We start from the raw sequence: 26,999 nt of genomic DNA, 5'->3' as shown, positions 1-26,999 counted from the left end.
GTCATTCCTTCAGGCCCGCGCTGAGGTCGGCGTTCATCACGTACTTCTGGAAGATCAGGTAGATCACGACAAGGGGGATCATGGACAGGACCGACGCCCCGAGCAGGACCGACCAGTTGACGTTCTCCGCGCCCACGATGCTCGCGACGCCGATCTGCAGGGTGAACTCCTTCGGGTCGTTGAGGATCACCAGGGGCCAGATGTAGTCGTTCCACCGCCACTGGAACGACATGATGGCGAGGGTCATGATGATCGGCCGGGAGAGCGGGAGCATGATCCGGATGAAGGACGACAGTTCCCCGCTGCCGTCGATGCGGGCCGCCTCCAGCAGGTCGCGCGGCACGCTCAGGAAGAACTGGCGGAACATGAAGGTGCCCGTCGCCGTGATCACCGAGGGGGCCACGACCCCGGCGAGACTGTTGTACAGGCCCAGGTCGCGGACGATGAGGAACAGGGGGGAGAGAATGACCTCGCCCGGGAGCATCGTGGTGGCCAGGATGCAGATGGTGAACGCCCGCAGCCACCAGTTGGTGTACTTCGCCAGGGCGTAGCCGCAGGTCGCGCTTGTCACGATGGTGATGAGGGTCGCGGAGACGGCCACGATGAGGGTGTTGCCGAAGTAGCGGCTGAAGTCGAAGCTCGTCCAGGCCTCGGTGAAGCCGGAGATGGTCGGCTGCTTCGGGAAGATGGTCAGCGGATAGGAGAACAGCTCTCCCGCCGGCTTGAAGGAGCTGAGCAGGAACCACAGGACGGGGATGCCGTACATGGCGACCATGAACCACAGGGCCGCCGTCGCCCAGACCTTCTTCGGCAGCAGGTTGTCCATCTCAGGAGTCCTTTCGGCGGTTGATGACCAACTGCACGACAGCGATGACCATCAGAAGCAGCATGAGCACGAAGGACGCCGCGCTCGCGTAACCGACCTGGGCGCGGCGGAAGCCGGTCGTGAAGATGTACTGGATGAGCAGGTTGTTCTCGGTGCCAGGACCTCCGCCGTTGACCGCCTGGAAGAGCGCGTACTCCTTCATCGCGCCCAGGGTGCTGAGCAGGATCACGATGAAGGACGTCGGCGCGATCGAGGGCAGGGTGATGTGGCGGAACTTGGCCCACGAGCCCGCGCCGTCCAGGGAAGCGGCCTCGTAGTACGCGGCCGGCACGTTCTTGATGGCCGGGACGAACATCAACATGTTGATCGCGGTGTTGCCCCAGGCTGAGGCGATGATCACGATGGCCAGGGACAGGTTCGCGTTGGACTGCCAGGGCACCGCCTCGCCGCCGAGCGCCATGATGACGTAGTTGACGAGCCCGAAGTTCTCACCGAAGATCCAGCGCCAGATGACACCGGCGATGATCGGGGAGATGAGCCAGGGAACGAAGAAGACCACCCGCGCGACCGGCTTGCCACGGCTGTGCGGGCTGACGAGCAGCACGGCCGCGCTCAGCGCGGCGACGAACGTCAGCGGAACGACGGCGGCCGTGAAGATCAGGCTACGGATCAGCGCCGCGTAGAACGCGTCGTCGTTCAGCAGTCGCTGGTAGTTGTCCAGGCCCACGAACGGCGCCGAGCCGACGCCCGTGTAGCTGGTGAAGGAGTATCCCACGCCGATGACGGCCGGCCAGACGAAGAAGAGCAGGAACAGGGCGAGGTTGGACGAGATGAGCAGCAGGGGCACCAGGGTGTAGCGGTGGCCCCGCCGGCTCCGTCGGCGGGGCCGGCGGGGCCACAGCCGCGACCCGCTCCGGTCCGGCGTGTCCTCGGCGCGCCCCGCCGATCGTGGGATGCTCTCCACCACTGCGCTCTCCTCCTCTTCCTTCCGCGCTCATCGACGCTCGGCCCGCCGGCGCAGGGAAAGCGCCGGCGGGCCGTACGATCAGCCGATCTGCTGGTTGAGTCCCGACACGATGTTGTCGACGGTCTTCTTGATGTCCTGCTGACCGTTGATCAGCTTGGCCATCTCGTCCTTGGTCGGGTCCTCCTGGATCGACTTACCGGCGAGCAGGAGCTTCGTCCCGTTCTGGTGTCCCGAGGAGGAGATCGGGTCCGCCAGCTCCATCTCCTTGATGTAGAGCTGGAACGCGTCGAGGGCGGCCTTCTTCTTGAACGGGTAGTTCAGTGTGAGGCCGGACTCCACCGGCAGATAGCCGTTGACCTGCGCGAGCTTCGTGTAGTTCGCCGGCTGGAAGAGGTAGTCGACCCACTTCTTGGCGGCCTCGGCCTTGTCGCCGTTGTTGAAGGCGACCACCTTGCCGCCGAGGTTGATGTCGGTGGCGTGGATGGGTCCCGGCGTCGGCGCGCTGGCCCAGTCGAAGCTCGTGATGCTCTCCGCGAAGTCGGCCACCTGCCAGACGCCGGAGAAGTACGCGACGACCTGGCCGCTCTTGAACAGGGCGTTCGGGTCGGCGCCCGAGGTCCAGACCGACTTCGGCATGACCTTGTCGTCGTTCAGCGAGGCGAACTTCGACAGCGCCTGCACGGTGGCGTCGTCGGGGGTGGCGAACTTGTTGTCCGGGCCGAGCTGGAAGCCCTTGCCGCCGCTGGCGTAGATGAAGGGCCTGATGCGCGCGGGGGACTGGTCGTAGACCAGGTCGTACTTGGCGCCAGTGGCGGTGCGGACCTTCGTCGCGGCGGCGAGGAACTCGTCCCAGGTCCAGGTCTGGTTCGGGTCCGCGGGAATCTTGACCTTGGCCTTGTCGAACAAGGTCTTGTTGACGAACAGTCCGGCAGCCGTCAGGTCGGAGGGGATGCAGAGGACCTTGCCGTCCTTGACGGTGAGCAGGTCTTTGTTGATCTTGTTGGCCGGAGCGTTCGCCGTCGCGCTGAGGTCCTGGAGCTGGTTGATCCAGATGGTGTCGAGCGAGGGCACGCTGGCCGTGTCGGGCAGGGAGTTGGCCTGCGCGGCCTGGCGCAGCTTGTCCTGGTAGCCGTCATAGGGGACGTTGACGATCTCGACCGTGACACCCTCTTTGGCCTGGAACTCCTTGGCCAGGTCGTGATAGCCCTGCGCCTGGGCCGCGCTCGCCGAAAGCCAGAAGGTGATGCTCTTGGCGCCGGAGTCCCCGCCGGAGCTCCCGCCGGAGCTCCCGTCGGAGCTCGATCCGCACCCGGTGAGGGCGATCGCCACGGCGACGGCCACTGGCAGCCAGCGCCAGCGAGTGAGTCGTGTCCGGGCTGTCGCAGAAGTCGTCATGGCGTCTCCTCGAACGTCGTCTGCCTGTGGCGTCGGACGGTAACGGGAAAGCGTTTGCCGGGTCAATAGTCAGGACAAACTCTCTTAAGATCTCCTGACATATGAACATTAGGATAAAGTACACGATGCGCCGTGAGCTGCAGTTTTATCCCGAGCGATGGGTGGCAGCGAGATGCAACCGCAACCTTCCTGGAACCCGTCCGGCGACGTACAGCCGCTCTCCCGACACGGCGTCGGTGCCCCCGAGGAAGCGGTACTCCTCGCCGGGCTCGTAGCCGGGAACGGAATGGGAAGCGGCCATCGACATGGCGGGCACCGTGACGGTGATCGAGTCGTCGCCGACGCGGTAGACCGCGGGCGAGCCCGGGTCGAGCTGCCAGGCGTGCTCGTCCAGGGCCACGGCGCCCGTCATCCGCCCACCGGGCCGGAAGGCCAGCTCCAGCGCCCAGTCCACGGCCGCGCCCGCCAGGTCGACCGTCAGCTCGGCCCCGCTGTCCGTGATGGCCACGTGGACGGCGGTGGTCAGCGTGACCTCGTCCCGTGCGCGCCGGCCGAAGTCCATCGCCGCGCTGAACCGGCCATCGTCGACCAGCCCGTAGTGGCCGCGCGCGTCGCGGTTCTGATCCGTCATCGGCTGGTAGTAGGAGGCCGACACGGCTTCCTCGAGCGTCGCGGTCGTGCTCTCCTCCTCGCGCTCGACCAGCAATCGGGCGGCGCGAAACGGCCCCAGGCCGAAGAAGACACGTGAGAGACGCACGTCTCCCAGGACGGCCGCCCCGGCGAACAGGCGCAGAAACGTCGGGGAGTTGGCCAGCCCGGAACGGATGCGTCTGTGGTGCGGATAGTCCGAACCGCCGAAGACCACTGTCGTCGTCGCGGGCCGATGATCCACGAGCAGTCCCGCGGCGCCGAAGACGCGTTGCCGCGGCCTCCGGGGTGGGACGGGTTCCGGCAGCTCCCGCGCGATGCCGGGGTCGAGGATCAGCTCCGTGGCTGCTCGCGCCGGTGAGACCACCCCCTGGGACAGCGCGAGCCCGGCTGCCCAGGCGAGGTCGCCCCGGCCGCGCAGCAGCGCGATCCGGCGCAGCGGGAGCAGGTAGGGCGCCAGGGGCAGCGGCTGCCGCTGGTCCTGGCGGCGCGACAGCACTGTCTCGACCGACCCGTCCGGCAGCAGCAGATCGAGCGTGGCGTCCAGGTTCCGTTCGACGGCGTCAACCAGGTCGGGACGGTCGAACACCTCGGCGATGGCGAGCAGCGACGGGTTCGACACGTACGCGGCGTAGTTGGCGCTACGTTCGGAATAGAGCCCGTCGTCGTCGATGTCGACTCCCTCGGCCAGCCACTGGCCGACCCGTTCCGCCAGCGCCCTGTGGGGCGCGAGCCGGTGCAGCCTGGCCAGGGCGGCCGAGATCTCCCAGCGGTGGTTGGGCGTGTGCACTCCGCCCCGTGACAAGGCCGGAGTGGCCGTCGTCAGCAGGTCGTCGAGCAGGTCCGCCAGCCCGTGCTCGGCAGCGCTGTGAGGGTCGCGCCGCAGCAGCCACAGGGCGTCGGCGAGATCGTTGACGCTGAACGCGGAGTCCGGCGGGGAGTCGACGTTGTCCCCGCCGGTGAACAACCCGCCGGGGCCCTGTAGCTCGCGCAGCCGGGCGGCGAGCCGGGCCGCGTGATCGAGCAGCCGGCCGTCCCGCCCGTACGCGACTAGGGCCAGGATTCGCTCGGCCAGCTGGCGGTGCTGCAGGTGAGCCCAGCCGTCGCCCTCGTTGAGGATCGCCTTGACCTGCCCGATCAGGGCAGCCTGGACCGCCGCGGTGAACGCGGCGTCAACGTGGTTGTCGTGCATCTTTTCACCGATCGCCCATGAGCAGGTTCATCTGGAAGCTGTAGCGGGCCGCGGCGTAGATGTGCGTGCCGTACTCCACCGCCGTGCCGCTGTCGTCGTAGGCGATGCGCTCCATGGTCAGGACGGCGGCGCCCCGGCTCTCCCCGAGCAGCCGCGCCTCCGCCGCCGTGGCGTTGCGGGCGCCGACTGTCTGGGTCGCCGCGTGCAGCCGGATGCCGGCCGTCCGGATCAGCTCGTAGAGACCGTGCCTCTCCAGCGCGTCGGTTCTGACCTCAAGCAGTAATGCGGGCAGGTAGTTGCGCATCCTGGCCAGCGGCTGGTCGCGGGCCATTCGGACCCGCTCTATCGCGATCACGGGCGCCCCCTCGGCCAGCCCGAGGGCTTCCGCGACGGCTGCGGAGGCCGGCTCGACGGTGTTGGACAGCACTGTCGTGGTCGGCTCCTGGCCGCTGCTCTTGAGGTCGTCGTACAGGCTGCTGAGCTCCAGCGGTCGCCGGACCTGGGACTGGACGACCCGGGTGCCCACCCCCCGTCGCCGCACGATCAGGCCCTTGTCGACGAGTAACTCCATCGCCTTGCGCATGGTGGGGCGCGACACCGCGAGCTGGTCGGCCAGCTCGATCTCGTTGTCGAGCTGGGTGCCCGGTGGCAGCATGCCGCCCGCGATGGCCGCCTCAAACTGCTGCGCCACCTGGAAGTAGAGCGGGACAGGGCTGGTCTTGTCGAGATTGACAAGGGCGGCGAGCGACTCCAGCCGGGGGATCTGGGAGATCATGATTGCTATTATGACAGGATTTGTCCTGACTTTCTTACAAATATTGTCCTGACAAAGATAGCACCTCGACGGGGAGCGTCCGGGTGTAGTGGACCCGGCCGAAGCCACAGACCTTCACGGCCGCCCACCAGTGCGCTCCCGGCCGGGCGTCGCCCGGCGCCCGTACGGTGAAGCGCAGTGGGACGCGGCCTCGGGCGGGAACAGCGAAGCCCTGCGTCCACGGGCCGGAGAGCACCTCCCCGGTCCCGGCGCCCCACGTGCCGAACGGGCTGAGCAGTTGCGCCTCTCCGCGTACCTCGGTGCGCGCGTCATTGACAAGTTCGACGGTGAGCGTCGCCCACCCACCCGGCACGATCTCCAGCCCGGACTGGTCCAACGTCACGGTGAGCGGCTCGCGGTGTTCCCGGTCGCCGACGGCCACAGTGACCACGTCCTCCAGGGTCTGGCCCAGTTCGTCGCGGATACGGGCGGCGACGAAGTAGGTCCCGGCCCCGGCGGCGGCGGGTGGCCGCAGGACTGTCTCGAACTCGGCGTGTTCCCCGGCCTCCAGGTCGTACTTCAGGGGACCGGGAGGAGCCGCCCCCCAGCCATCCGGCACGTCGAGCTCCACCAGGCCGACAGCGGACCGGGCCGAGCAGGCGACGGTGACCCGCACGGTCTCCTCGCCGCCCGGAACCACGTGCAGCGCCGCCGGATGCACGTGGACCGCGACAGGCAGGTACCCGGCCGGGGCCGGACCTTTGTTGTGCAGCCAGTACCGGGTGAAGACCGGCTGGGCGGGCTCGACGTGGGCGGCCGCGTGACCCAGGCCCAGGGCCGCCCGCGCGCCCAGCGTGACGATCTCGGCGGGCCGCAGCGGGATCACCACGTCGCCGAGCCGCTCATCTGGCCCCGCAAGCGTCGCCTCGGCACGCGTCGCCACCTCAGGCGTCGCCGTCTCGAGCAGCGTGGCGACTTCGACGTCGGTCAGGCCGCCATGCAGGCGCACGCGCGCCACCGCGGGCGACCCGGCCGACTCATAGAGCCGCACGGTGACACCGGCGGCAAGGTCGATGTCGCCGGACAGCCCCGACGCCATCGGGTTTCCGCGCGGCTTCAACGCGGTCAACACGACGCTGGACGGCTCGACCCCGCCGAGGCTCGTCCGGGCGGGCAGCGGACCCGGTGACGCGGACACCTGACGCGCGAGCACCGCGTGGTTGACCTCCTGCCCGGCCTGGACGAATCCGGCGGCGCGCCAGTCACCGGCCCCGGCCACCAGGCTGTACTCAAAAGTGTGCGTCCAGTGCTGAAGGCTGAAGCTGCTGCCGTCTGGGACCGTCCTGGCCGGGCCGTCGATCCAGACGCCGCTCGGCCACGCACCGCAGGAGCGCATCAGCGAGACGTAGCAGGTGCCGTCGGACTCGGCCACGAAACCGGGCGTGCCGCGGTTGACCACGGCGACCGAGTAGTCGTCGACCGGCTCCGCGGTGCCGGGCAGTCCGGCGGGGACGGGCACGTCGATCACCGAGTCGGCGAGGTCGTCGATGACATCGTCGATGGTGGACCCGGCCACGATGAGCACGGGCAGATCCCGTACGCCGCGCAGATCGGCACTCGGAACCCAGGCATCGCGCCGGGTGTGGCGGGCGGGCACGAATACGCGCCCGTGCCGCGCCAGTGCCTCCCGGCAGCCCTCCGGCGCCGCGCTGAGGACCTGCTCGGCGAAGGCGTTCGCGTTCGCGTCGCCGATCACGATACGTACGTCGGGCAGGTTGGAGTCGCCGTCGAGCGCGCCGTAGCGCGGGCCGTCCGGCCGGGTGAGCGTGGCGGTGACGCCGCAGGCGACCAGCCGGTCGAGCAGGCCGCGTACGCGGTCCCCGTCCCCGTGCCCATCTCCGGGCGCCACCACCTCGGCGACCCCGATCGCGTGGTTCTCGCGGCGGCCGTCCGCGAGCGACAGGGCGATCCGTGCCGTGGCCGACAGGCCCGCCCAGGTGTGCGCGGGGTTGTCCAGCGTATACAGGTGCTCTCCTGCGTCGGAGTTCGGGAAGCCGAACGACCGGCCGACCGCGGCGAACCCGACCTCGCTGACCGGCAGCGCGCCGGGCAGGTCGAGGTCGAACCGCGCCCTCAGCAGGTGGTCGCGGCCGATCGAGCCGTCCACGTGGGTGCGGAAGTCGATCCGGCCGATCCCGTCCCACAGGGTCGTCTCCTGAGTGACCCGCAGGTCGGCGAGGCGGGTGACAGCCACGATGCGGCGACCGACCGGAGACCTCCGTACGTGTACGGTCGTCGTCTGTTCCCGGGTGCCGACGCCGGGCCCCTTAGGCAGCAGGTGCCACGGGCCCTCGTGCCAGACCGGATGCGTCTCGTACTCGTCCTGCAGGTAGAGCTCGCCACCGAGGCCGCCGGGCCGCAGCAGTTCCCGGTCGGTACGCCGGTCGAGGATGCGGCTGAGCGCGCCGCCTCGGGCGGCGTCGGCTTCGATCATGAACGTCTCGTTCTCGATCGTGGCGCGTTCGGGCTCCTCGACCCACCCGGCGGGCAGGTCGGGAGCGGGGCCCAGGTGGTAGACGCGGAAGCCCAGCGACGGCACGTTACGGGCGACGAACGTCAGGTGCAGCTCCGCCACGGTGCCATCCGGGTGGCGCAGCACCCCTTCGGCCACCACCGGGACGGGCTCGCCCCGGTCGTCGCGCAGCTCCGCGCCGGTCGTTCCCGGTTCGGGGAACGCGACCCGCACGGTTGTGACGCCGTCGCGGTCCCAGGACAGCGTGTTGACAGCGAGGATGGCCCGGCCCGCGCCCTCGGTGTCGGCATGGGCGGCCAGGCACTCGATGGCGCCGTCCCGGGCCGCCGCGCCCAGTTCGTACGCCTCGCGCCAGCCCGCGAGAAGGTCCAGGTACACCTGGTCGGACTCGGTGCCAGTGATCGCGTCGTGGTGGGCGCCGTACGCCAGGAGCCGCCATGCCTTGTCCAGCGCCTCGCTGGGGTAGCGCTCGCCCAGCAACGCGGCCAGGGTGGCGAGCCGCTCGGCGTCGAGCACGGCGACTTCGGCGGCCCGTTGCGCCTGCTTGGTATCGATGTACGAGACGTCCTTGCCGGTGTAGACCGGGTTCATGTCCCGTGTCTGCGGGGTGATCCCGCGCCGCGGGGCCGCGGCGCGGACCGCGGCGAAGAACTCGCGGGGCAGGCCGACCCTGAACCGGGGCCAGACATAGCGGGCAGCCCATGCGCGGTGCACCTCGGTGCACCAGCGCGACGGCAGGTTGTGGTCGTGCCCGACGGGCAGCAGGACATTGGGTGTGGCCGCGACCTTCTTCAGCTCACCGAACTGGTTGTACGCCTCAGCCATCGCCTCTTCGAGCGTCGCCTTGCGCTCCACGTCCCAGCCGGCGACGTAGTGGTTGGACATGTAGCTGGTGAGCAGCCCGCGCCCGGACGGCGAGACCCACTCGAACTCGCTGGGGAACTGCATGCGGGTGATGTCGCCGGTGTGCCGCTTGGCGCCGACCATGTGGAACGGTCCGCGCGCCCACGAGGCGGAGTCCAGCCCCGCGTCGGCCATCAGTCCGGGGAACGCCGGGTCGTGGCCGAAGACGTCGAGCATCCAGGCGGTACGCGGGTCGCCGCCGAGCACGTCCCGCTGATACCCGATGCCGTAGACCGCGTTGCGGATGGTCGACTCGGGGTGCGTCAGGTTGGTGTTGGGCTCGTTGTAGGTTCCGCCGACGAGTTCGACCCGCCCCTCGGCCAGGAAGAGCCGCAGTTGCTCCCGCTCCTCTGGAAAGACGTCCCAGAACGGTTTGAGGTAGTCGATCTCGGCCAGGACGAACTTGTAGTCGTCGTCGTGCCTGGCCGCGTCCAGGTGCGCGCGTACCAGGTCGAAGGCGGTACGGACGAACGGCGGCCGCAGCTTGCCGACCCACGGCAGGTCGGGTAGCTGGTGCCATACCTCAGTGAAGCCGGCCTGGGTGTTCCACCAGACCGGGTCGTAGTGGAAGTGCGAGACCATCCACATCGTCCAGCCGGTGGCCGCCGCCTCGACACTCCCGTCAAGAGTACGGCGTTCGCCCGCGCCCTCCGCGACGGCGGTGACGCGGTGGACGGAGCCCTCCGGCGCCGGCGCGGCGATGAGCACCCCCACCTCGGCCTCCCCGTCACGGGTGACCGTCACGGGTTCGGGCGTGGTGACGGCAGGACCCTCCACCCGCACCAGTACCGGTCCTGACACCTCGGTCAGGGTCACCCGGACGACCTGGCGTGGCGCGGACGCGGACCCCATGAACAGATCAGTGCCCCGCAACGACGCGATTCGCATGTTCACTCCAGACCTCTGACCCGGGCGGCGTCAACTGGCGTCCGTGTCAGTGGATCCCGGGCACGGGAAAGCGCTTTCGCGGATCCTATAGAGACCAGGTTGTGCTCTGCCACCCGATATGCCCAGATTCATGTTGAGATCAAGGACAGCCGCGCGGCCGGAAAAATCGTTCGCTCCTCCTGTGCACGCTGCGGCAGCATGGTCACGGCCGGTGTCTGCGTTCGGGAGGGGCGGATGGCTGTGCTCGGATCACGTGAAGGCTCCGCAGACGGACCATCCGCACGAAAGTCGGCCGTTCTGCTGGCGCTGCGCTACTACTGCGGTGAGCTGAAGCGCCAGTGGCGGGTCGCGGTGCCCGCGGTGACGCTTCCTGCGGTGGGCAACATCTGCCTGTTCTACCTGGCGCCGCTGGCGGTGGCCGGCCTGGTGGGGCATCTGTCCGGTGGCGGTGACGGCACCGTCGACGCGCTCATGCCGTACGTGCTCGGCTTCGGCGCGATGCTGCTGGCGGGCGAGACGGTGTGGCGGGTGGGGCTGCACTTCCTGAACCGTACGGACGCCCGGGGCATCGAGCACCTCGGCGTGGTCGGCATGGACGAGCTGCTGATCAGGGATGCCGCGTTCTTCCACGACAACTTCGCCGGTTCGCTGACCAAACGGGTGCTGAGCTTCTCGTCGAGGTTCGAGGACTTCGTCGACACGCTCACCTTCTCGATCATGGCCAAGCTGGTGCCGCTGGTCTTCGCCTCGGTGGTGCTGTGGCAGTATCACCCGCTGCTGGTCCTCGTTCTCGTGGGCCTCATCATCGTCACCGGCGTGCTCGTCGCCCCGCTCATCCGCCGTCGCCAGGTGCTGGTCGACCAGCGTGAGGCCGCCAGGGTGCTGGTGTCGGGCCACGTCGCCGACGTGCTGGCCAACATGGACACGGTGCGCGCGTTCGCCGCCGAGGCCCGCGAGGCCACCGAATACCGGGCCAGGGTCGCCGAGCAGCGCAGGCTCACGCTCCGCTCCTGGGACTACGGCAACCTCCGGGTGGACACGGTCGTCGCGCCGATCACGGTCCTCACCAGTGCCGGGGGCCTGCTCCTCGCCGTGGCGCTCCGGGGCGGGCTGGGTGTGGAGGCCATCGTGGTGACGTTCTCCTACTACTCCAACGCGATCAGCATCATGTTCGAGTTCAATCAGATCTACCGGCGCGTGGAGAGCGTGCTCACCGAGGCCGCCCAGTTCACCGAACTGCTCCTCGTGCCGCCGACCGTGCTGGATCCGCCCGACCCGCAGCCGCTGCGCCCGGCCGACGCCGGCGTCCGCTTCGATGGCGTGTGGTTCGCGCACACGGAGGGGCGGTCCCTGTTCGAGGGCCTCGACCTCGACATCCCCAGCGGCACCAAGATCGGTCTGGTCGGCCGGTCCGGCGGCGGCAAGACCACCCTCACCCGGCTGCTGCTGCGGCTCATGGACATCGACGGGGGCCGGATCCTCATAGGCGGCCAGGACATCACCCAGCTGAGCCAGACCGACCTGCGCAGCCTGATCGCCTACGTCCCCCAGGAGCCGGCCATGTTCCACCGGTCGGTGCGCGACAACATCGCCTTCGCCCGGCCGGGCGCCACCGAGGCCGAGATCATGGAGGCCGCGCGTGCGGCGCACGTCATGGAGTTCGCCGAGTCCCTGCCGGACGGTTTCGACACCCTGGTCGGCGAGCGCGGCGTCAAGCTCTCCGGCGGCCAGCGGCAACGCGTCGCACTCGCGCGCGCCATCCTGCGTGACGCCCCGATCCTGCTGCTGGACGAGGCGACCAGCGCCCTCGACTCCGAGAGCGAGATCCTCGTCCAGGAAGCGCTGTGGCACCTGATGCGGGACCGTACGGCGCTCGTGGTCGCGCACCGCCTGAGCACCGTCGTGCGCATGGACCGGCTGGTCGTGCTCGACCAGGGACGCATCGTCGAACAGGGCACCCACGGCGAGCTGCTGGAGGCCCAGGGACCCTACGCCCGGCTCTGGCACCACCAGTCCGGCGGCTTCCTGATCGAGGACGACGCCCGGGACATCGAGGACGACGCCCGGGACGCGCTCCACCGCTGAAGGGGACGGGCGGGGACGCGACGGCATCCCCGCCCGATCGGTCTCAGGCGTCGGCGCTCTGGGCCTCCAGCTGCGCCTGCTGCTGCACCTGCTGGATCTGCTCGTCGGTGACGACGAGGTTTCCGAACTCCTTGACCGCCTGGTAGTACGTCCAGGCGAGGCCGTTGCAGGTGGACTTGGAGACTCCCGAATACTTGGAGCACACCTGCTTCATGTCGTAGTAGAAGGCGTCATCGATGCGTGACTTGTTGGCCGGGAACTGGCTCACGTCCTTGTAGTTGCGGTAGCCGAAGTCGTGCCGCCTGCAGGGCATCCGGAAGTCGTATCCGAGCGGTTGGTCGGGGCTGCTCGAGCAGAGGTCGGTCGACCAGTCGAAGGCGTAGTCGGCCCAGGCCGCCTGGTTCTGCCAGGCGGCCCGCCAGTCGGCGGCGCTGGCGCTGGTGGGCTGGGTGAATCGGGAAAGAGCGGCGAGTTTCTGCTCCAGGGTCGCCGCGTGCGCCGGTAACGCGAGGCCGAGCATGGTGATCAGGGAGACGACGACAGCGGTGAGTGACCGTCTGGCCATGAGGACCTGCTTCTGATGCCGGGGGGAGGGACGTCATCACGATGACGCGAAACGGCCGGAAACGCAGAAGCAGATCTTGTTCAATTCCGGAGGAAGGCTTCGCTCAAAATTGATCTTTACAACGGGCCGATTTTCTGTCAGCGGCCCAAGTCAGCGAGCGGCTCTCCGCGACAGCAGGAGACGGGCCGACCAGCCGAGCGCCCACAGCAGGAGCAGGGCCACGAGAGGACCGCCCAGGAAGATCGTCAGCCCGGCGCCGATGTTGGCGCCGAGCGTCCCCGCGGTCACCACCCGCCAGCCCGCTCCCGTGACGGCGCCCGCGACCAGCGCCGGCAGGAGCGCCGCCCACCAGCGGCGGTCGAACCGGCGCTGCCGGGAGGCCCGTACGAGCAGGGCCAGCGTGCCGACCGCCACCAGCGCCGCCGCGATGCCGGCGGCGCGCTCGGCCCACGGATCGACGGCCGGCGGGCGGATCGCCCGGTCGAGCTCGGTGCCCGGTGGGACGGCCGCGCTCAGATCGCCGACCAGCCACCAGACGGCCACCGGGACGGCCAGTACGCAGCCCGCGGCGGCCGCAAGGAGCGTCTTTTTCATCACGCCGGTCCGATGCCCTCCAAGGTGAAGTGCGTGTTCCAGTCCATTACCCATTTCCGGCCGAATCCTTCGGCGGTGTTGACCGGAGAACAATCGTTTGACCGGGCCAGCCCTCAGCGGTCGTGCAGGCGGCGGAAGTCGTCCAGGCTCTGGCGGTAGAAGGCGAGATCGCTCTCCAGCTTGCGCCTGGTGACCCGGTCGGGCTGCGACTCGCGGAGCGACCTGCCCATCTCCGTCCAGAACGCGTCGAGGGGCAGCTCGGCGGCGCCCTCGGGGAAGAACTTCAGCGCCTCCGCCACGGCGTCGCCGGCGAAGCGCCAGTCGGCCTCCACCCTGTCGAACCCCGCGGGGTCAGAGGGATCCGCGGCGAAGAAGAGACCGCCCTCCAGCGCCCTGCTCGCGTAGGTGGCGGCGATGAGCACCCACTGGCCGGGGTCGAGCAGCTCGGAGAGGCCGGTGCCGAAGATCAGCCCCTCATACCTCGCCGCGGCCTCGGCCTCCTGGGGGACGAGCACCTCCGCGCCGCCGAGACGCACCACCCAGCCGTCCTCGTCCTGCTCGGTCACCGCCCGGCGGGACGCGCCCGGCTCGCCGCCGTGAACCAGGTCGAAGTAGACGTACGCCTCCACGAGTGAACGGGCGAGCCCGCGCTCAGGCATGCTGCGCCGCCAGCTCCTGGTAGGTGTCCCTGACGACCAGCAGCCGGTCGAGCTGGAACCTGCCGGGCTCGGCCGCCCGCATCTGCTGCCCGCGTTCGGACCAGAACCCGTCGTCGGGCACCGCGTCCGCGCCTGGCGGCACGAACTTGACGACCTCCTCGACCGCCGCGGTCGCGATCCGCAGCGTGCGCCGCGCCTCGGCCTGATCGTCCACCGGCACGTTGCCCGCCGTCAGGTCGGCCACCCACAGCCACTCGCCCGCGTCGAGCAGCTCCGAGGGCTCCGCCCCGCCGAACGTCGGATAGCCGGTGGGCGCCACCGGACGCTCCGGCAGGCCGAACAGGTATTCGCGGCGGGTCCCGCACTCCTCGCACGAGCCGGAGTAGCGGCTGACCAGCCCCTCCTCGACGCTGATCAGCCCGCTCTGCCAGGTCGTCTCCACCGACCCGCAGGCGCACGGGTGCAGATCGAGGTAGAGATGCGCCTCGTCCCTCGTCCGTGCCACCGCGAATGCCATAGCCGTCCTCTCGTCGGGAGTCCCATCATGCCGGAACGAGCGGTCCGGCTCACACCGCCGCCGCGGCCGGCACCTGGAGCGGGGGCCGCCCACCGCGGCGGCCGCACACGCACGGCCCGTCGGCGGGGCAGGTGCACGCCCCCTCCTCCGGCGGCTGCCAGCCGGTCGCGTTGGCGAGCGTGCGCAGGTGGTCCAGGTACGCGGGCCAGTCCTGGGGACGCCGGCCGTTCGCGAGCGTGGTCAGTTCGGCGGCCAGCGGTCCCGGAAGGAGCCGCCATACTTCGGGCCGGGCGGCGGCCAGCAGGTCGAAGAGCACGCCCAGCCGCGCCGGCCGCTGGCGCGCGGTGGCCGCTCGAGCCTGGCGCACGCTCTCGTACAGCTCGGCCAGGGCCGCGTGGTCACCGGGCCTGGCGCCCAGCATCCGGGCGACCGCTCCCGCGGCCGTCGCGGCGGCGGCCCGCTCGTTCGCGCCGATCGTGCGGCGGCCGTCCACCTGGAAGGTCAGCATGCCCGGCTCGGGGGCGCCGTCCCGCCGCACCTCGACGGGGATGGGTGCGCGTCCGGGCACCACGATGTCCATCAGACCAGGCCCGTACGTGTAGACCCGGGCGCCCATGAGCGCCGCGCCACGTTCGACGGCCTTGGCCGCGGCCGTCTCCGGCAGCGTCGCGGGGCCGCGGATCGCCGCCACGTCGGCGGGAGAGAGCTCGCCTGCCCGCCCCAGCGCCAGCAACGTGGGCGCGGCCCCTGGCTGACCGGGAGCCAGCCCCGCCCGAGTGGCCTCGGCACGCAGCGCGGCCCGCTCGGCGCCCGCGCCGGCCGGTCCGGCTTCGGCGACGATCCGGGCCAGCCCGCGGAGCCTCGCGAGCGTCACGGCGTCGGGCACCCCGAGCACCTGTCCCGGCACCCTGGGGCTCGGCCCGAGCGTCCGGCCCTGCGGGCGGCCGTCCAGCGCGGCCGCGTGCGCCGCGATCTGTTCTGCCACGGCGACCTCGGCGCCGCGCCCGGCATCTTGCGGCACCCGGAGCACCAGCCGGTCCTGCGTGCGCGAGTCGACGGTCACCCCCGTGGCGTCCGTCGCGGCGTCGGCCAGCGTCACGGTGAACGTCCGGCCTCTCGCGGTCACGGTGAACTCGCGCGTGCCGCCCGCCGGAGCCACCTCGGCGACGCCCGCGATCTCCGCCATTCTGTCGAGCCCGGCCGACGAGGTGTCCAGCCCCACGGGAGTTCCCCCGTTGAGCAGGCTCGCGATCCTGCCCTGCGGCTGGGCGGGGGCCGGCGCGCGCGGGCCGGTGCCCCAGGGCGGCGGGGGCGGGGTGTGGCCGCGGCGTTCGATGTCGGCGCTGATGGCGTCGATCGCATCGGCCAGGATCCGGCGCGTGGCCTGGTCAGGGGCCGCGTGCCACTTGCGTGCCAGGTGGGCGTGCTCGTCCAGGCGGGGGAGCAGGCAGTGGTCGGTGCCTTCTGCCTGGTGCTCGGACAGAGACGTCCTGATCACGCCATGGGGCGCGCCCGCCGCCGCGGCGACCGTCGCCTGCGTGATGTGCGAGAGCTCGTGCACCAGGATCGACGACACGACGTCCGGATGCACGCGCGGCCAGACGCGCAGGATATGCGGGTCGTCCTCCGTGCCCGCGCGCAGCTCGGTGGAGGCGTCGCGCCCTTCGCCCGGCTCCTCGATCAGCACGCGGACGTGCTGGTCGGGCGCGGTGGGGACCTGGACGGTCAGCCTGTCGCCCCGGCCCCAGGCGACTCGCTCGGCGGTTCCGCCCAGGTCGCCGGCCGTGACGTTCTGGCGGCGTACCTCGTCCAGGGTCAGGTCGGGGACCCCGTCGGGCCGGGCCGACCGGTCGAAAGGCGTGTTCTCGATCTCGGGAGAGGGCATGGTGCCGGGCGTCGTACCCTGGGCGACGCTGCCGCCCACCGGCTGGGTCGGCGCCATCTTCTCGGCGGGCCAGTCCGCCTTGACGGTGTCCACCGGGAAGATGCCACGCGCCATCAGCTCGGCCTTGACCTGATGGGAGAACGTGCCGGGTTCCTCGGAGTTCATGAAGACGTCGCGCAGGTCGAGACCGGCCATGTCGGCGGCGTCCAGCACGGTGGGGGAGAGGGTCGCGAACGCCTCGGCGAACCCGCCGTCGGGGGTCTCGCTGTGCACCGAGCCGTCGGGCGCGGCCAGGTAGACGTGGAGGCCGTCCGCCTCCCGCACGGACACCCGGGCCGCCGCGCGGCTTTCCCGGGCGGCCACGCGGGCGTCCTGCAGGATCTGGATCAGCCCTGTGCGGCCCTCGTCCGGAACGAACCTGAACGTCGGCCAGCCGTGGTCAACGCGGGGAGCGAGCCGCTCGTTCGCCTCCACCCGGGCGCGCAGCTCCTCGATCTCCTCCTCGAAGAGCACCACGTCCACCTCGCCGCTGGTGGCGCCCGGCAGGTGGACCGGCTTGCCGACGACGCGCTCGTCGCCGTTCCGCAGCCGCGCCACGTGCTCGAAGGTGAGGTCGTAGTCCACCCTGAGCCGGACGGTGTAGGCCTTGCCCTTCTCGAACTTGCTGCGCTCGCGGCGCGCCCCGTGGTGGTCGCTCACGCTCTCGGACGCCTGCGCGCCGGCGTTCGCGCCGCTGCTGAGGCCCGATTCGCCGTCGCTCATGCTGGTGCCCGCGCTGACCGGCAGCACATGGCTGCGGGACATCGACGCGTTCTGGGCATCGGCCGCCCTGTCGACCTCTCCCTTCTCGGCGTCGAACGGGCCGGAGACAACGGTGAAGTCCGACATGCGGGCCTGGATCCGGACCTGGGCACCCTGATCCTTGAACTTCTGCCTGGCCAGCCGCACGACGACGTCGCCGCCGGGCCCCGCCATCCGTTCGAACCCGGTCCGCAGCGCCTCGGGGGACAGCCGCTTGGCCAGCTCGGACAGGCGCTCCTCGACCGTCTTGGCGCCCAGCATCTTCGTAAGCTGCGCGGTGATGACCTCGAAGAGGCCGGGTTTGTGCGGGTCCTCCCACAGTGACTGTGTGAAGAAGCCGGGGTGCAGCTCGACCTGCCGGGGGTCGGTCGTGGTGACGAGCGGCCCCGGGTCCTCGGAGGCGGGCCGGATCATGCCGGTCGGGAGACGCCGTACGAGCCTGGCCCGGTACCTGACCGGGGGAGCGGTGCGGGGCCTGCGCCGGAGCGCGTTGACCGCCTCGCGGGCCGTGACCGGCATCTTCCGGCCTACCGGCTTGCGCTTGACCTCGATGACCAGCGTCATGTTCTGCTCGACCCGGTCGAGGCCGTTGAAGACGCCCATCCGCTGCAGTCGCGTGCCCTGCTGGTTGGTGGAGCCGGAGTACGAGCGGCCCCGGTGCGTCGACACACCTCCCCCGTGGCCGTCGCCCTGGTCGGTGGCGCCGTAGTCCAGGCCCGCCGAGTAGGAGCCGTTGTACGACTCGGAGTGCGACAGATCGGTGTAGCGGTAATCCTGGACGATGATCCCGGCCTGCGACGTGTGCCACAGGAACCTGCCCTTGCGGGAGTCCGCGGGGTCGTCGTACACCAGCCGTGCCGTGACCGTCACCTCTTCGGCCTGCGCGACCTGGGGGCCCGCCTGCACGTGGTAGCTCTTCTGGAAGCCGCGCGCCGACCACATGTCGTTGATGTGGATCAGCGCGGCGTCGCTGGAGAAGTCGACGCTCAGCTCGTCGCTCAGGGTGGGGCTCCCGTCCACCGCCTCGGGGGCGGCGGCGCGCACGGCGTTCAGCACCGCGTCCATCATGTCGACCGGGTTGCCCTGCTCGTCGGTCAGGTCGAGGGACTCCGCCGTGCTCAGGCCCATCGCCCTGTCGTACGACGGCGCCAGCACGACGTCCCTGGAGCGGTCGATCAGGTCCGCCGCCTCGCTCAGCGTCTGGTCGAGCTGCCGCTCCTGGTCGCCCTGCCGGGCGGCGGTCGCGGCCGGGCCGAGGCCGGTCAGCTCCTTGATCTTGGTGAGCAGGGTCTCCGGGGTGTGCCGGTCGGCGTAGCTCACGTCGGCGCCGGCCGCCCGCGCCTTGGCCAGGTCCATGATGTACCGCTGGACCAGGGGCACGGCGAGGCTCGGGTCGAGGGCCAAGCTGCCGTTGAGTAACCGCTCGATGGCATCGCCCACCAGAGAGGTCGGCAGCGGGAGTTCGCCGTCGGAGTACAGCATCAGCGCCTCGTCCTCCGGGAGCAGGAACAGCCCGGTGCCCTGTGCCGTGGCCTGGCCTTTCTCGCCGAGCGGGACCCGGTCTCCCAGCGGCACCGCGTGCGCCGCGTCCTCCGAGCCGCGGAGGGTGAGGTCCACGGAGGCCCGCAGGATGTACTGGCGGCCGAAGTTGATCGTGAGCTCTTCCCTGCCCCAGATGTCGAGGATCGACGTGGACTCGGAGGTGCCTCCCGAGCGGGAGGGCAGTGAGAGCGTGCCGCTGTCGTTCGACGTGCCGCCGCCGTCGAGGTCGGAGACGTTCGCCGAGGCGCCGACGGACAGTCCGGACGACCCGCCCCAGGACACGCCGGCGCTGCCGAGCCCGAACAGGATCTCGCCGCTCACCTGGTCGACGGCGCCCACCACCTCCGCGTCGCCGACCTCGCCCGCCACGGTCAACGACGACCGGGAGGGCATTCCCCGGGCGCGGATCCCGAGGCCGTTGGTGAGCAGCCTCTTCAGCATCCTGGGATGGGAGACGAGGTTGCGCAGCCCCAGAGCCGCCTTGATCATCTTGTACGCCACCGAATCCGCGCGCATGCCCCTCGGCAGCACCTGCTTCGCCGCGGTATCCAGGGTGCCGTGCGCGTCGAAGTGGACGAGCCTCGCCCTGGACAGCACCTTCTGCGACATCTTGCCCACAGGTGCGGGCGGCGAGTCGTTCACCGAAGGGAGGAGGTCCGTCGCGAACAGCAGCCTGGCCCTGCCCGACTCGGAGGCCAGGGTGACCGACTCACCATTGTGCAGGAGGTCGCCGGTCAGTCTGTGGCCCAGGGAGAAGATCCCGACCATGCCGGTGCTCTCGTCGAGGTTCACCACGTTGACCGTGCTGCCGTCGCTCGAGCCCGCCGTACGGGTCTGGCTGCCGCCGGCGTTGACGCCCACCTCGTGCGACAGACCGTCGTTCCCCGGGTTGGGGCCGTCGCTCTCGCTGACGGAGGCGCCGCCCCCGTACGTCCTCGACCGGCTGACGCCGCGGGATGAGGTGTCGGAGCCGATGTCGAGGTTGACCACCGTCTCCGAGTCCGTGTACCCGATGTAACGCACGTCGTCGAAGTCCTGCTTCAGCGACAGTTGCAACATGTAGTGCTCGGGCGCGCTGTTCAGGCTGTGCATCATCAGGTCGAGGAGGATCCCGTCCTGCGCCAGCGAGTCGTACGCGGACCTGATCCGGTGCTCGGAGAGCTGCTCGGCGACCTCCTGCATGTTGAGAACCTGGGAGGCGCGCTCCAGCCGGTCGGAGGAGTACTGCGGCACGCCGTCCACGATCTTCGGGACGATGCCGCGCTCGGCGAGCTCGTCCAGCACCTTCTGCCTGAACGCGTCCAGCCCGTCGATGTCCTGGACGAGAGCCGGGCCGGAGCCGCGCATCTGTCCGGGCCCGTCGCCGAGCCACACAGGCAGCTCGGCCTTGCGGCCCGGGGGCGGCTCGGGGCGCGGATCGCCGCGCAGTACCTGGTTGCCCTCCGCGTCGAGAACCGGCTGACCGTCCTTGTACATCAGCGCCGCGCGGTCGACGGGCAGGCCGAAGCGGTAGGCGGCCGACTCCCGCATGCTGACCACCGCCGTGCTGCGCACCGGCGGGAGCTTCACGGGCGGCTTGCCGATGATCTCCACGGTGAACGTGGTCTCCAGCGCGAGCCGGTAGCTCTGCTTGGGGCTGGTCTTCCTGTGCACGCTTGGGTGGATGGCCTGCTTGTTGGCGGTGGACGAGTACGACCGCGACGCCGACCTGGAACCTCTGACCCGCGGTCCGATGCTGGGATGGTAGTCGCCGAGTCCGCCGATCCCCTGCAGCGCGGGATCGTTGAAACCGGCGGAGGCGTTCGCCTCCAGCGATCCGCCCGACGACGCCCCGCCCGGCGTCGCGGCGAAGTCGACGAGCACCTCCTCCTCGAACTCCTCCGCGGTCGACCCGCCCAGCGGCTCGCTCGCCACCAGCACGACCCTGGTCTTGGCGCGTACCTTCGCGTGCGGCTCGCCGTTCCTGGTGAAGACGCGCTCCAACCCGTTGGGGTTGTTGACGGCGTCGCGCAGGCGGTGGGGCAGCTCGTCGGTCACGAACGTGCGCAGCTGGTCGTGGGGGACGGCACCGACCTCGGCGTAGTCCCCGCCGAGCGCCGCCGCGACCGTGTCGAGAGCGCCTTCCAAGCCGGACATGCTGGTGAGGACGTGGTTGGGGAGCTTCGGGTTCCGCTTGTCGTCGTCGATCCAGGTCAGCTTCCGCGGCGGCTGGTCGGTGAAGGAGTGCGAGACCCACAGCCGCTGTGCGGAGGTGTCGCCGGGTTTGCCGGAGTTCACCACGGCGGTGTCCCGCCAGCCCTCCGACTGCCGCGTGCGGATCTCGACGGTCCAGGTGGCGGCGGCGTCGAACAGCAGCGACTCGCTCCTGTTGTCGGAGACCGAGCCCCCTTGCGCGTACATCCCCGCGCCGCCCGTCGCCGACCAGTTGCGTCCGGCGGCGGCTCCGAGTCCGACCCCGAGCAGCTCGGTCATATGCCTGGCCAGCTCGCCTTCGGGCATCATCTGCGCCAGGACGGCCGTGTTGAAGCCGAGAGGGATGCCTGCGCTGCCCGACTCGGTGGCGGAGACGGTCCGGCCGGCCTGGAAGAACAGGCCCACCATCATCTCCGACGCCTTGACACCGGGATCGAGCACCTCGACCAGGTCGGCGAGGGAGAGCCTGATCCGCACCTCCGCCGCCCTGCTGCCGCGGCCCACGCTCAACACGACGCCGTCCTCGGAGACGAGCTTGTGGAAGTCGGCCCGCAGGGCGCTTTCCAGCTCGTTCGGGGTGAACTGGTGGCCGACCTTGTTCCGTTCCAGGATGGTGTTGACGGCCTTGGTGAGGGCGTTCAAATGGGCGAGCCGGCCCGTCGGCATGGCCGCGGACAGGCTGTCCTGCTGCGGCAGCGTCGCCTCCAGCGCGTCCAGATAGCCCTTGTGGTGCCGCCTGGCCTCGGTCGCCAGCGACCGGGCGATGGAGGCCATGCCGACCTCTCCGGGCCCGGTGGGCTTCGCCACCAGGTTCATCGCCGACAGCGTGCGCTCGTAGGCCTTACTCGCCTCCCTCGCCTCCGCCAGCACGGCGCCGTACGACTGCGCGATCCTGGTGTGCCGTGCCGCGGTGGCGCGGTGCGCGCGGTTCTCCTGCCGCGCCTTGCGTGCCCGCTCGAAACGGCCCTGATCGTGCTGGTTCTTCGCCTTGCGCGCCTGCTTCGTGGCCTTGCGCGCCTGCTTGCGGGCCTCCTCGGCGCTCTTCTCCTTCGCCTGGATCTGCTTCTCGAGCGCCGCCTCCTCCTGGGTCAGCGCGTCGATGACGGCCCGGATGTCCTCGGCGGTCGGATCGGCCCCGAGTAAGGGCGGGGCGTGACGTGGCCGGGTGGCCTGCGAGGGCGCCCAGGGCGGCAGGGGCGGGGTGTGGCCGCGCTCGCTCAGCTGGCGCATCACACCGTCGATGTCGACGGCGAGGAGCCGCTTCTCCTGAAGGGTCTGGGCCTGGTGCCACTGCTCGGTCAGGAGCGACAGCTCGTTGCGCTGGGCGGCCACGCACGCGTCCCGCGTGGCCTGGCGGCCGCCCTTACGCCGCAGGATTCCCTGGCGCCTGCCCTCGCCGGCCGCCTGCAGCGCCTGGAGGGTGTCGGTGATCTCGTGCAGCCAGACCCTGGGCAGCTGGTCGGGGTGCACGTGCGGGCCGAAGTGGACCAGGTGCGGGTGGTCCTCGTCCGTGCCCCTCTTGATGTCGGTCTGGCCCATCAGGTCGGGGGACAGGCCGCCGATGACGGGGCGGAAGTAGTGGGTGCCGGTCTCCGTACGGACGATCAGCGTCTGGCCGTCCTGCGACCAGGTGACGCTCTTCACGCCTTGGTCGAGGAAGTGCTGGGTGAGCCAGTCGCCGGCCGCGTCGTGGACCTCGTCCTGGGACAGGACGGTGTCCGGGCGGCCGTCGGTCACGTACCTGGTGCCGCGGACCGGCCTCGACGTGACCGTCCCGGGCTTGCTGGTGTACGTCGGCGCGGCGGCGGGGGCGGGAGCAGGGGCGTCGTCGGGCGCCGTGCCGGCGTCCGGGGCGGCCGTCTCCGCGCTCTGGGCGACCGTCAGCATGGCGGCCGCCTCGGCCTGCAGGTCCGTGAGCTCCGAGACCTCCCCGGCCCGGGTGTCCAGCGCGGCGCGGATGCGGGTCATGGTGGCGGCGGGAATCACGCGCACGCCGTCGGCGGTGTTGATGAGGAGGTCGCCCGTCGGGCCGATCACCGCGTCGGGGAAATCCGTGGTGAGCGCGCCGATCAGCGCCGTACGGGCTCGCTCGGCGGCGGTCATGGGGCCGGTGGCCGGGGCCGAGCCGGTGAGGGAGGAGACCGGGTTGCCGGAGCCGTCGTCGGCGGTCGACGCCTCGTGGGTGGTGGTCTGGGCGGCGGGCGGCGCTTGGTCGGCGGATGATGCCTGCCGGCTGTCGGGCTGCGCGGGGTTACTGTCAGGTGTCGCAGGGTTGTTGTCCTGCTGTGCGGCGCTGTTGTCCTGCTGTGCGGCGCTGTTGTCCTGCTGGGCAGCGCTGTTGTCCTGCTGGGCGGGGTTGTCGTCGTGCTGCGCGTGGGTGCCGTCCGGTGTTTGCGCGGCCGCCGCGGCGTGGGGTGCGGTGCGCTGCGCCGTCTCATCGTCGCTCTGCGGAGCGGGCGCTCCCGCCGTGGCGTGGCGCCCGGACTGCGGGGCCGCGTCTCCGGTGGGACGTGACGCGGGGCCGGCCTGCCTGGCCGCCTCGGAACGCGGGTCGCCGTTGGGGGAGGCGGAGCCGCGCCTGTGCGCGTTCGAGTCCACGTCCGGCGCGGTCACCGTGCCGCCCGACCTGGTGGGCGCGGGTGTCCCGGGGCCGGGCTGTTGTACGGAGCCTGGCATGGGGGGCTGGCCGCCGCTCGGGGTGGGGCCGCCGTTCGACGGGTTCCCGCTCGGCGGGCCGGCGGGCGGATCACCCGCCGCGTTGGCGGCGTCGGTGCGCGCGGCGGCGTCGTACGCGGAGGCGAGAGTGGTGATCGGGTGGGCCAGCGCGGTGTAGACCTCGGGGTTGAACGGGCTGATCGACCCGGTACGCCCGGCGCCGCCCATGAAGCCGCCCAGCAGGGAATCGGTCGTGAACGGGTTCTGCCACTGGCCGTAGACCACGCCGTTGGCGATGAAGCTGCCCGCAGGGGAGGCGATCGTGTTGGTCAGGCCGGTGGTCAGCGCGCGGCCCGCGAAACCCGGCACATGCCTGGTGACGCGGGACACGGGCCCGGCCACCGCGGTGCCGAAGAGCGCGCCTGTGCCCGCGCCGATGATCGCCGCCCCGGACTTCTGCCAGTCCCACTCCTTCCGGGTGCCCATCTTGATCTGCTGGTACTGGGCGACCGCGTCGATGAAGAACTCCTCGCCGATCTCCTCGATGAGCTCCCTGCCGATCGACGAGCCGAGCAGCCTGGCGATGAGGCCGCGTCCGGTGGCGCCGCTGAGCGCGGTCACCCTGGCCAGCCGTGTCGCGCCGAGCTCTCTGGCGCCTATCGTCGCCAGCCTGACGAGGATCCTCGTGATGGCCGCGCGGGCTCCCGCGGCGTACGGCCCGACGAGCGCGGTCGAGGCGCCGGCGGAGAAGAAGGAGACCAGCATGGCGATCGCGATGGCGACGACCGTCACCCAGAAGGCCACGTTGATGGAGAGCTTGGAGTACTGGGTCTCGACGGCGAAGTTGTTGGCCTGCTGGGAGTAGGCCAGCGAGTTCCGGGACACCCCGGCCAGCCCGCCCTCCTGGCCGTGCAGGAACTGGGCCCGGGTGAGGAAGTTCGCGGTCGCGGGCGCGTTCCAGCCGGTGACGACGGTGCGCGCGGCCGTGCCCGCGAGCGGCGTGGAGCCGACGGATGTCATGGCCGCCCGGTAGTACTTCGCAGCCAGCTTCGCCAGCCCGGCCTCGGTGGCCTCCGGCCATTTCTGCCCGGCCGACAGCATCGGGATCAACCAGTTGACGACCCAGTCGGGCAGCGCCTCGGTCTCCCAGACCGGGCGGACGTCACTGTCGATCTGGACCGGGGGCTGCTCGGTCGGCCGGCCGGCGGAGGTGTTGACACCGGTGTCGGTGTGGACCGTCACGTCGCGGGCCTCAGATCTCCCTCGTTCTGGCGGTGAGGTCGTGCTCGATGGCCGCGTCCGTGTGGAGGGTGTTGTCGACGGCCGCGCGCACCCTGCTCCCGGCGTCGATGATCTCCTTGGTGAGCTGGGCGTACTGGGTGAGCATCCGCTCCGGGCCGTCGTTGCTGAAGTGGGCGGTCTTGAACGCCTCGCCCTCGGCGCCGCCGCCCCACGGAGCGGCGGCGAGCGCCTCCCTGACTTCGCTGATCACCTTCGCCGACTCCCGGTCGAGGTCCTCGGCCATCGTCGACCACTCGGAGAGCCCGCGGTGCACGACGGACTTCACGATCTCCGTACCGTCCCAGAGCCTCATCGACGGCCCCCCATCCGCTCGGCGAGCTGTGTCATGGCGGTCTCGAGATCGCCGTCGAGGTGCGCATCGAGCTCCGCACGGGGGACCACCGGCTCGAGGATCTCCGCGATGCGCTCCCGGGCCTTGGCCGCCGCCCGCTCAGCCGTCTCGACGATCGTGTCGGCCAGCTGCCGCGCGTCGGGCCGCCGATAGATGCGCGGATCGAGGTCGAGCCTGACGAGCTCGCCGCGCGGGCCGACGGTCACCGACACCAGGCCGTCGCGCGACCTCTCGGTGACCTGGACGGCTCTGGCCTGGGCGTGCAGCTCCCCGCCCGCGTCCTGGATCTGCCGGAACATGTCACGCAGCTCGTCGGCGTATGCCCGCATCGCCGCGGCGTCGGGCCGGTCGAGCGACTCCATAAATCCCCCTGAAGCCCACGTGAAAAGTCTCTTACGCCACTCCTACGTTTCTAGTCAGTTTCCGTCACATGAACATCAGGAGACAAGAGTCTCTGTCAAAAGTGTTGATTTCCGACATTCAGTTGAACGGCGTGCTCCTGCAGATCGGTGATCTCCTCACGGGGCACCCAGAGGCGGTACACGCCCCGCTCGACGCGCTCCATCCCCAGCTCGGCCGCCGTGAGCGCCGATCCGCCCGCGTATTCGAGCAGCAGCTGGTCCTCACGTTCGTCGTGCACGTGGAACCACTCTCCCCGCCAGCCGCACACCGTCGTCACGAAGTACAGGGCCGCGCACTCGGAGGCGGGCACCGTGCGTACGTGACAGCCGGGCTCGACCTCCTCGAAACCGTCCGCCGGCTCGGGGCTGCGCAGCCGTATCCACAGCTCCAGCGAGTGGGGCTCAGGGCTGGCCGCGTAGTCCGCGCCCCGCCAGTGGGCCCGGTAGGAGGCCCAGGAGAGGGGGTCGCTCATCCGGACCGCCTCCCGATCAGCAGCCAGCGCCGCAGGTCGCCGTGGTACATCGCGCGCCGGTGCTCGGTCCCGGCGGAGGTGAGCTCCCAGATCTCCGCGCCGTGCGGCAGGCCCACCCCGTACACCTTGTACTCCCGGATGACGTGATCGACGCTCGGCACCAGGCCCATCCCCACGAACGGCGGCTCCTCGATCACCCAGCCCGCCACCGCCGCCCTGGTCTCCTCGTCGGTGCCGCCATAGGGGGTCCGGTAGAGCTCCAGGCCCGCTGGGCGCCACCGCAGGATGTTCAGCGAGCCGCTCTCGGTCAGCATGTCGGGCTGCCCGAGCGCCTCGGCGAGCACGGCGGGCGTCGCGATGTGGGAGACGTCCAGCGCGTGATGGCAGTAGCCGGAGACCCGCGGCTCATTCCCGGTCAGGAGGTCGTGGACGTCGGCAGGGGAGATCAGCTTCTGGACCGCCGGCACCCCTGAGCCGGGCTCGAGGAGCAGGTCCTGGGCGAGCGTGGGCACCGCGAGCCTGGCCACCGTTCCCGGCTCCAGCATGAAGGCGGCCGTCAGCCCCGGATTGACCGCCAGCCCCCACCGCAGGTCCGGCCAGCCGGCCGCCAGTTCGACCAGCGAGAGGACGCGGCAGTAGGCGGCGGCGCCCCCGGTGGCCAGCCGCATCGCCTCCACGGAGGTGTAGGCGAGCAGCCACGTCCGCTCGGAGCCGGTGCCGGTCGCCCAGCGGGGAGCCTCGGTCCCGGCCGCCGCGGCGGCGGTGATCGGCAGAGCCAGGTCGGCGTCGCGGAGCAGGCTCAGGCACAGCGCGGCCTGCCCGTCCCGGTGCGCCGCCCACAACCGCTCCTCGAACGGCGTGGCCGGTTGATGATCACACGACGTCATCCG

Annotated in this window: 16 protein-coding genes; 1 reads left to right on the top strand and 15 read right to left on the bottom strand. The window is 70.7% G+C overall.

Features of this window, described 5'->3' with window-relative positions:
* Position 1 precedes the first annotated feature (1 nt).
* The 6 genes from ABD830_RS23665 to ABD830_RS23640 form a co-directional block, all read right to left on the bottom strand.
* Positions 2 to 826: a carbohydrate ABC transporter permease gene (locus ABD830_RS23665; protein ID WP_344991097.1), complete on the bottom strand. Its 825-nt coding sequence runs from the start codon at positions 824 to 826 to the stop codon at positions 2 to 4.
* 1 nt (position 827) lies between these two features.
* Entirely contained in the window at positions 828 to 1,793 is a 966-nt protein-coding gene (locus tag ABD830_RS23660) for a carbohydrate ABC transporter permease (protein ID WP_344991094.1), read from the bottom strand.
* A 78-nt stretch (positions 1,794 to 1,871) separates the two neighbouring features.
* On the bottom strand, positions 1,872 to 3,188 hold the full coding sequence (locus ABD830_RS23655; RefSeq protein WP_344991091.1) for an extracellular solute-binding protein: 1,317 nt from the start codon (positions 3,186 to 3,188) through the stop codon (positions 1,872 to 1,874).
* 145 nt (positions 3,189 to 3,333) lie between these two features.
* Complete coding sequence (locus tag ABD830_RS23650; protein WP_344991088.1) at positions 3,334 to 5,028, bottom strand: hypothetical protein; 1,695 nt, start codon at positions 5,026 to 5,028, stop codon at positions 3,334 to 3,336.
* A gap of 4 nt (positions 5,029 to 5,032) precedes the next feature.
* Positions 5,033 to 5,803, bottom strand: a complete 771-nt coding sequence (locus ABD830_RS23645) for a GntR family transcriptional regulator (RefSeq protein WP_344991085.1) — start codon at positions 5,801 to 5,803, stop codon at positions 5,033 to 5,035.
* A 34-nt stretch (positions 5,804 to 5,837) separates the two neighbouring features.
* On the bottom strand, positions 5,838 to 10,106 hold the full coding sequence (locus tag ABD830_RS23640; RefSeq protein WP_344991082.1) for a glycoside hydrolase family 38 N-terminal domain-containing protein: 4,269 nt from the start codon (positions 10,104 to 10,106) through the stop codon (positions 5,838 to 5,840).
* A gap of 234 nt (positions 10,107 to 10,340) precedes the next feature.
* On the opposite strand from ABD830_RS23640, the gene ABD830_RS23635 reads away from it, so the two are divergent.
* Positions 10,341 to 12,191 carry an ABC transporter ATP-binding protein gene (locus ABD830_RS23635; RefSeq protein ID WP_344991079.1) on the top strand — a complete coding sequence of 617 codons (1,851 nt, stop codon included), beginning with the start codon at positions 10,341 to 10,343 and terminating at the stop codon, positions 12,189 to 12,191.
* Positions 12,192 to 12,234: 43 nt separating this feature from the next.
* Here ABD830_RS23635 and ABD830_RS23630 read toward each other — a convergent pair whose 3' ends face one another.
* From ABD830_RS23630 to ABD830_RS23590, 9 genes are all read right to left on the bottom strand, one after another.
* Entirely contained in the window at positions 12,235 to 12,756 is a 522-nt protein-coding gene (locus tag ABD830_RS23630) for a phospholipase (protein ID WP_344991076.1), read from the bottom strand.
* A gap of 150 nt (positions 12,757 to 12,906) precedes the next feature.
* The gene (locus ABD830_RS23625; protein WP_344991073.1) at positions 12,907 to 13,350 is read right to left on the bottom strand and encodes a hypothetical protein; all 444 of its coding nucleotides are present in this window, start codon (positions 13,348 to 13,350) and stop codon (positions 12,907 to 12,909) included.
* A gap of 113 nt (positions 13,351 to 13,463) precedes the next feature.
* On the bottom strand, positions 13,464 to 14,009 hold the full coding sequence (locus ABD830_RS23620) for a hypothetical protein (protein WP_344991070.1): 546 nt from the start codon (positions 14,007 to 14,009) through the stop codon (positions 13,464 to 13,466).
* Positions 14,002 to 14,526 (bottom strand): hypothetical protein, encoded by a 525-nt coding sequence (locus ABD830_RS23615; RefSeq protein ID WP_344991068.1) that lies wholly within the window; start codon positions 14,524 to 14,526, stop codon positions 14,002 to 14,004. The genes ABD830_RS23620 and ABD830_RS23615 overlap by 8 nt, the downstream gene beginning before the upstream one ends.
* A 49-nt stretch (positions 14,527 to 14,575) precedes the next feature.
* Positions 14,576 to 24,844 (bottom strand): WXG100-like domain-containing protein, encoded by a 10,269-nt coding sequence (locus tag ABD830_RS23610; RefSeq protein WP_344991065.1) that lies wholly within the window; start codon positions 24,842 to 24,844, stop codon positions 14,576 to 14,578.
* 10 nt (positions 24,845 to 24,854) lie between these two features.
* Positions 24,855 to 25,196 (bottom strand): hypothetical protein, encoded by a 342-nt coding sequence (locus tag ABD830_RS23605; RefSeq protein WP_344991062.1) that lies wholly within the window; start codon positions 25,194 to 25,196, stop codon positions 24,855 to 24,857.
* Positions 25,193 to 25,597, bottom strand: coding sequence for a YbaB/EbfC family nucleoid-associated protein (locus ABD830_RS23600; RefSeq protein ID WP_344991059.1), 405 nt, complete (start codon positions 25,595 to 25,597; stop codon positions 25,193 to 25,195). Before ABD830_RS23600 ends, ABD830_RS23605 begins: the two co-directional genes overlap by 4 nt.
* A gap of 95 nt (positions 25,598 to 25,692) precedes the next feature.
* On the bottom strand, positions 25,693 to 26,109 hold the full coding sequence (locus ABD830_RS23595) for a hypothetical protein (RefSeq protein WP_344991056.1): 417 nt from the start codon (positions 26,107 to 26,109) through the stop codon (positions 25,693 to 25,695).
* Complete coding sequence (locus ABD830_RS23590) at positions 26,106 to 26,996, bottom strand: SseB family protein (RefSeq protein WP_344991053.1); 891 nt, start codon at positions 26,994 to 26,996, stop codon at positions 26,106 to 26,108. Before ABD830_RS23590 ends, ABD830_RS23595 begins: the two co-directional genes overlap by 4 nt.
* Positions 26,997 to 26,999 lie beyond the last annotated feature (3 nt).

Source organism: Nonomuraea helvata (assembly GCF_039535785.1).
GTDB lineage: Bacteria > Actinomycetota > Actinomycetes > Streptosporangiales > Streptosporangiaceae > Nonomuraea > Nonomuraea helvata.
This window is presented reverse-complemented; position numbering and strand designations above follow the sequence as displayed.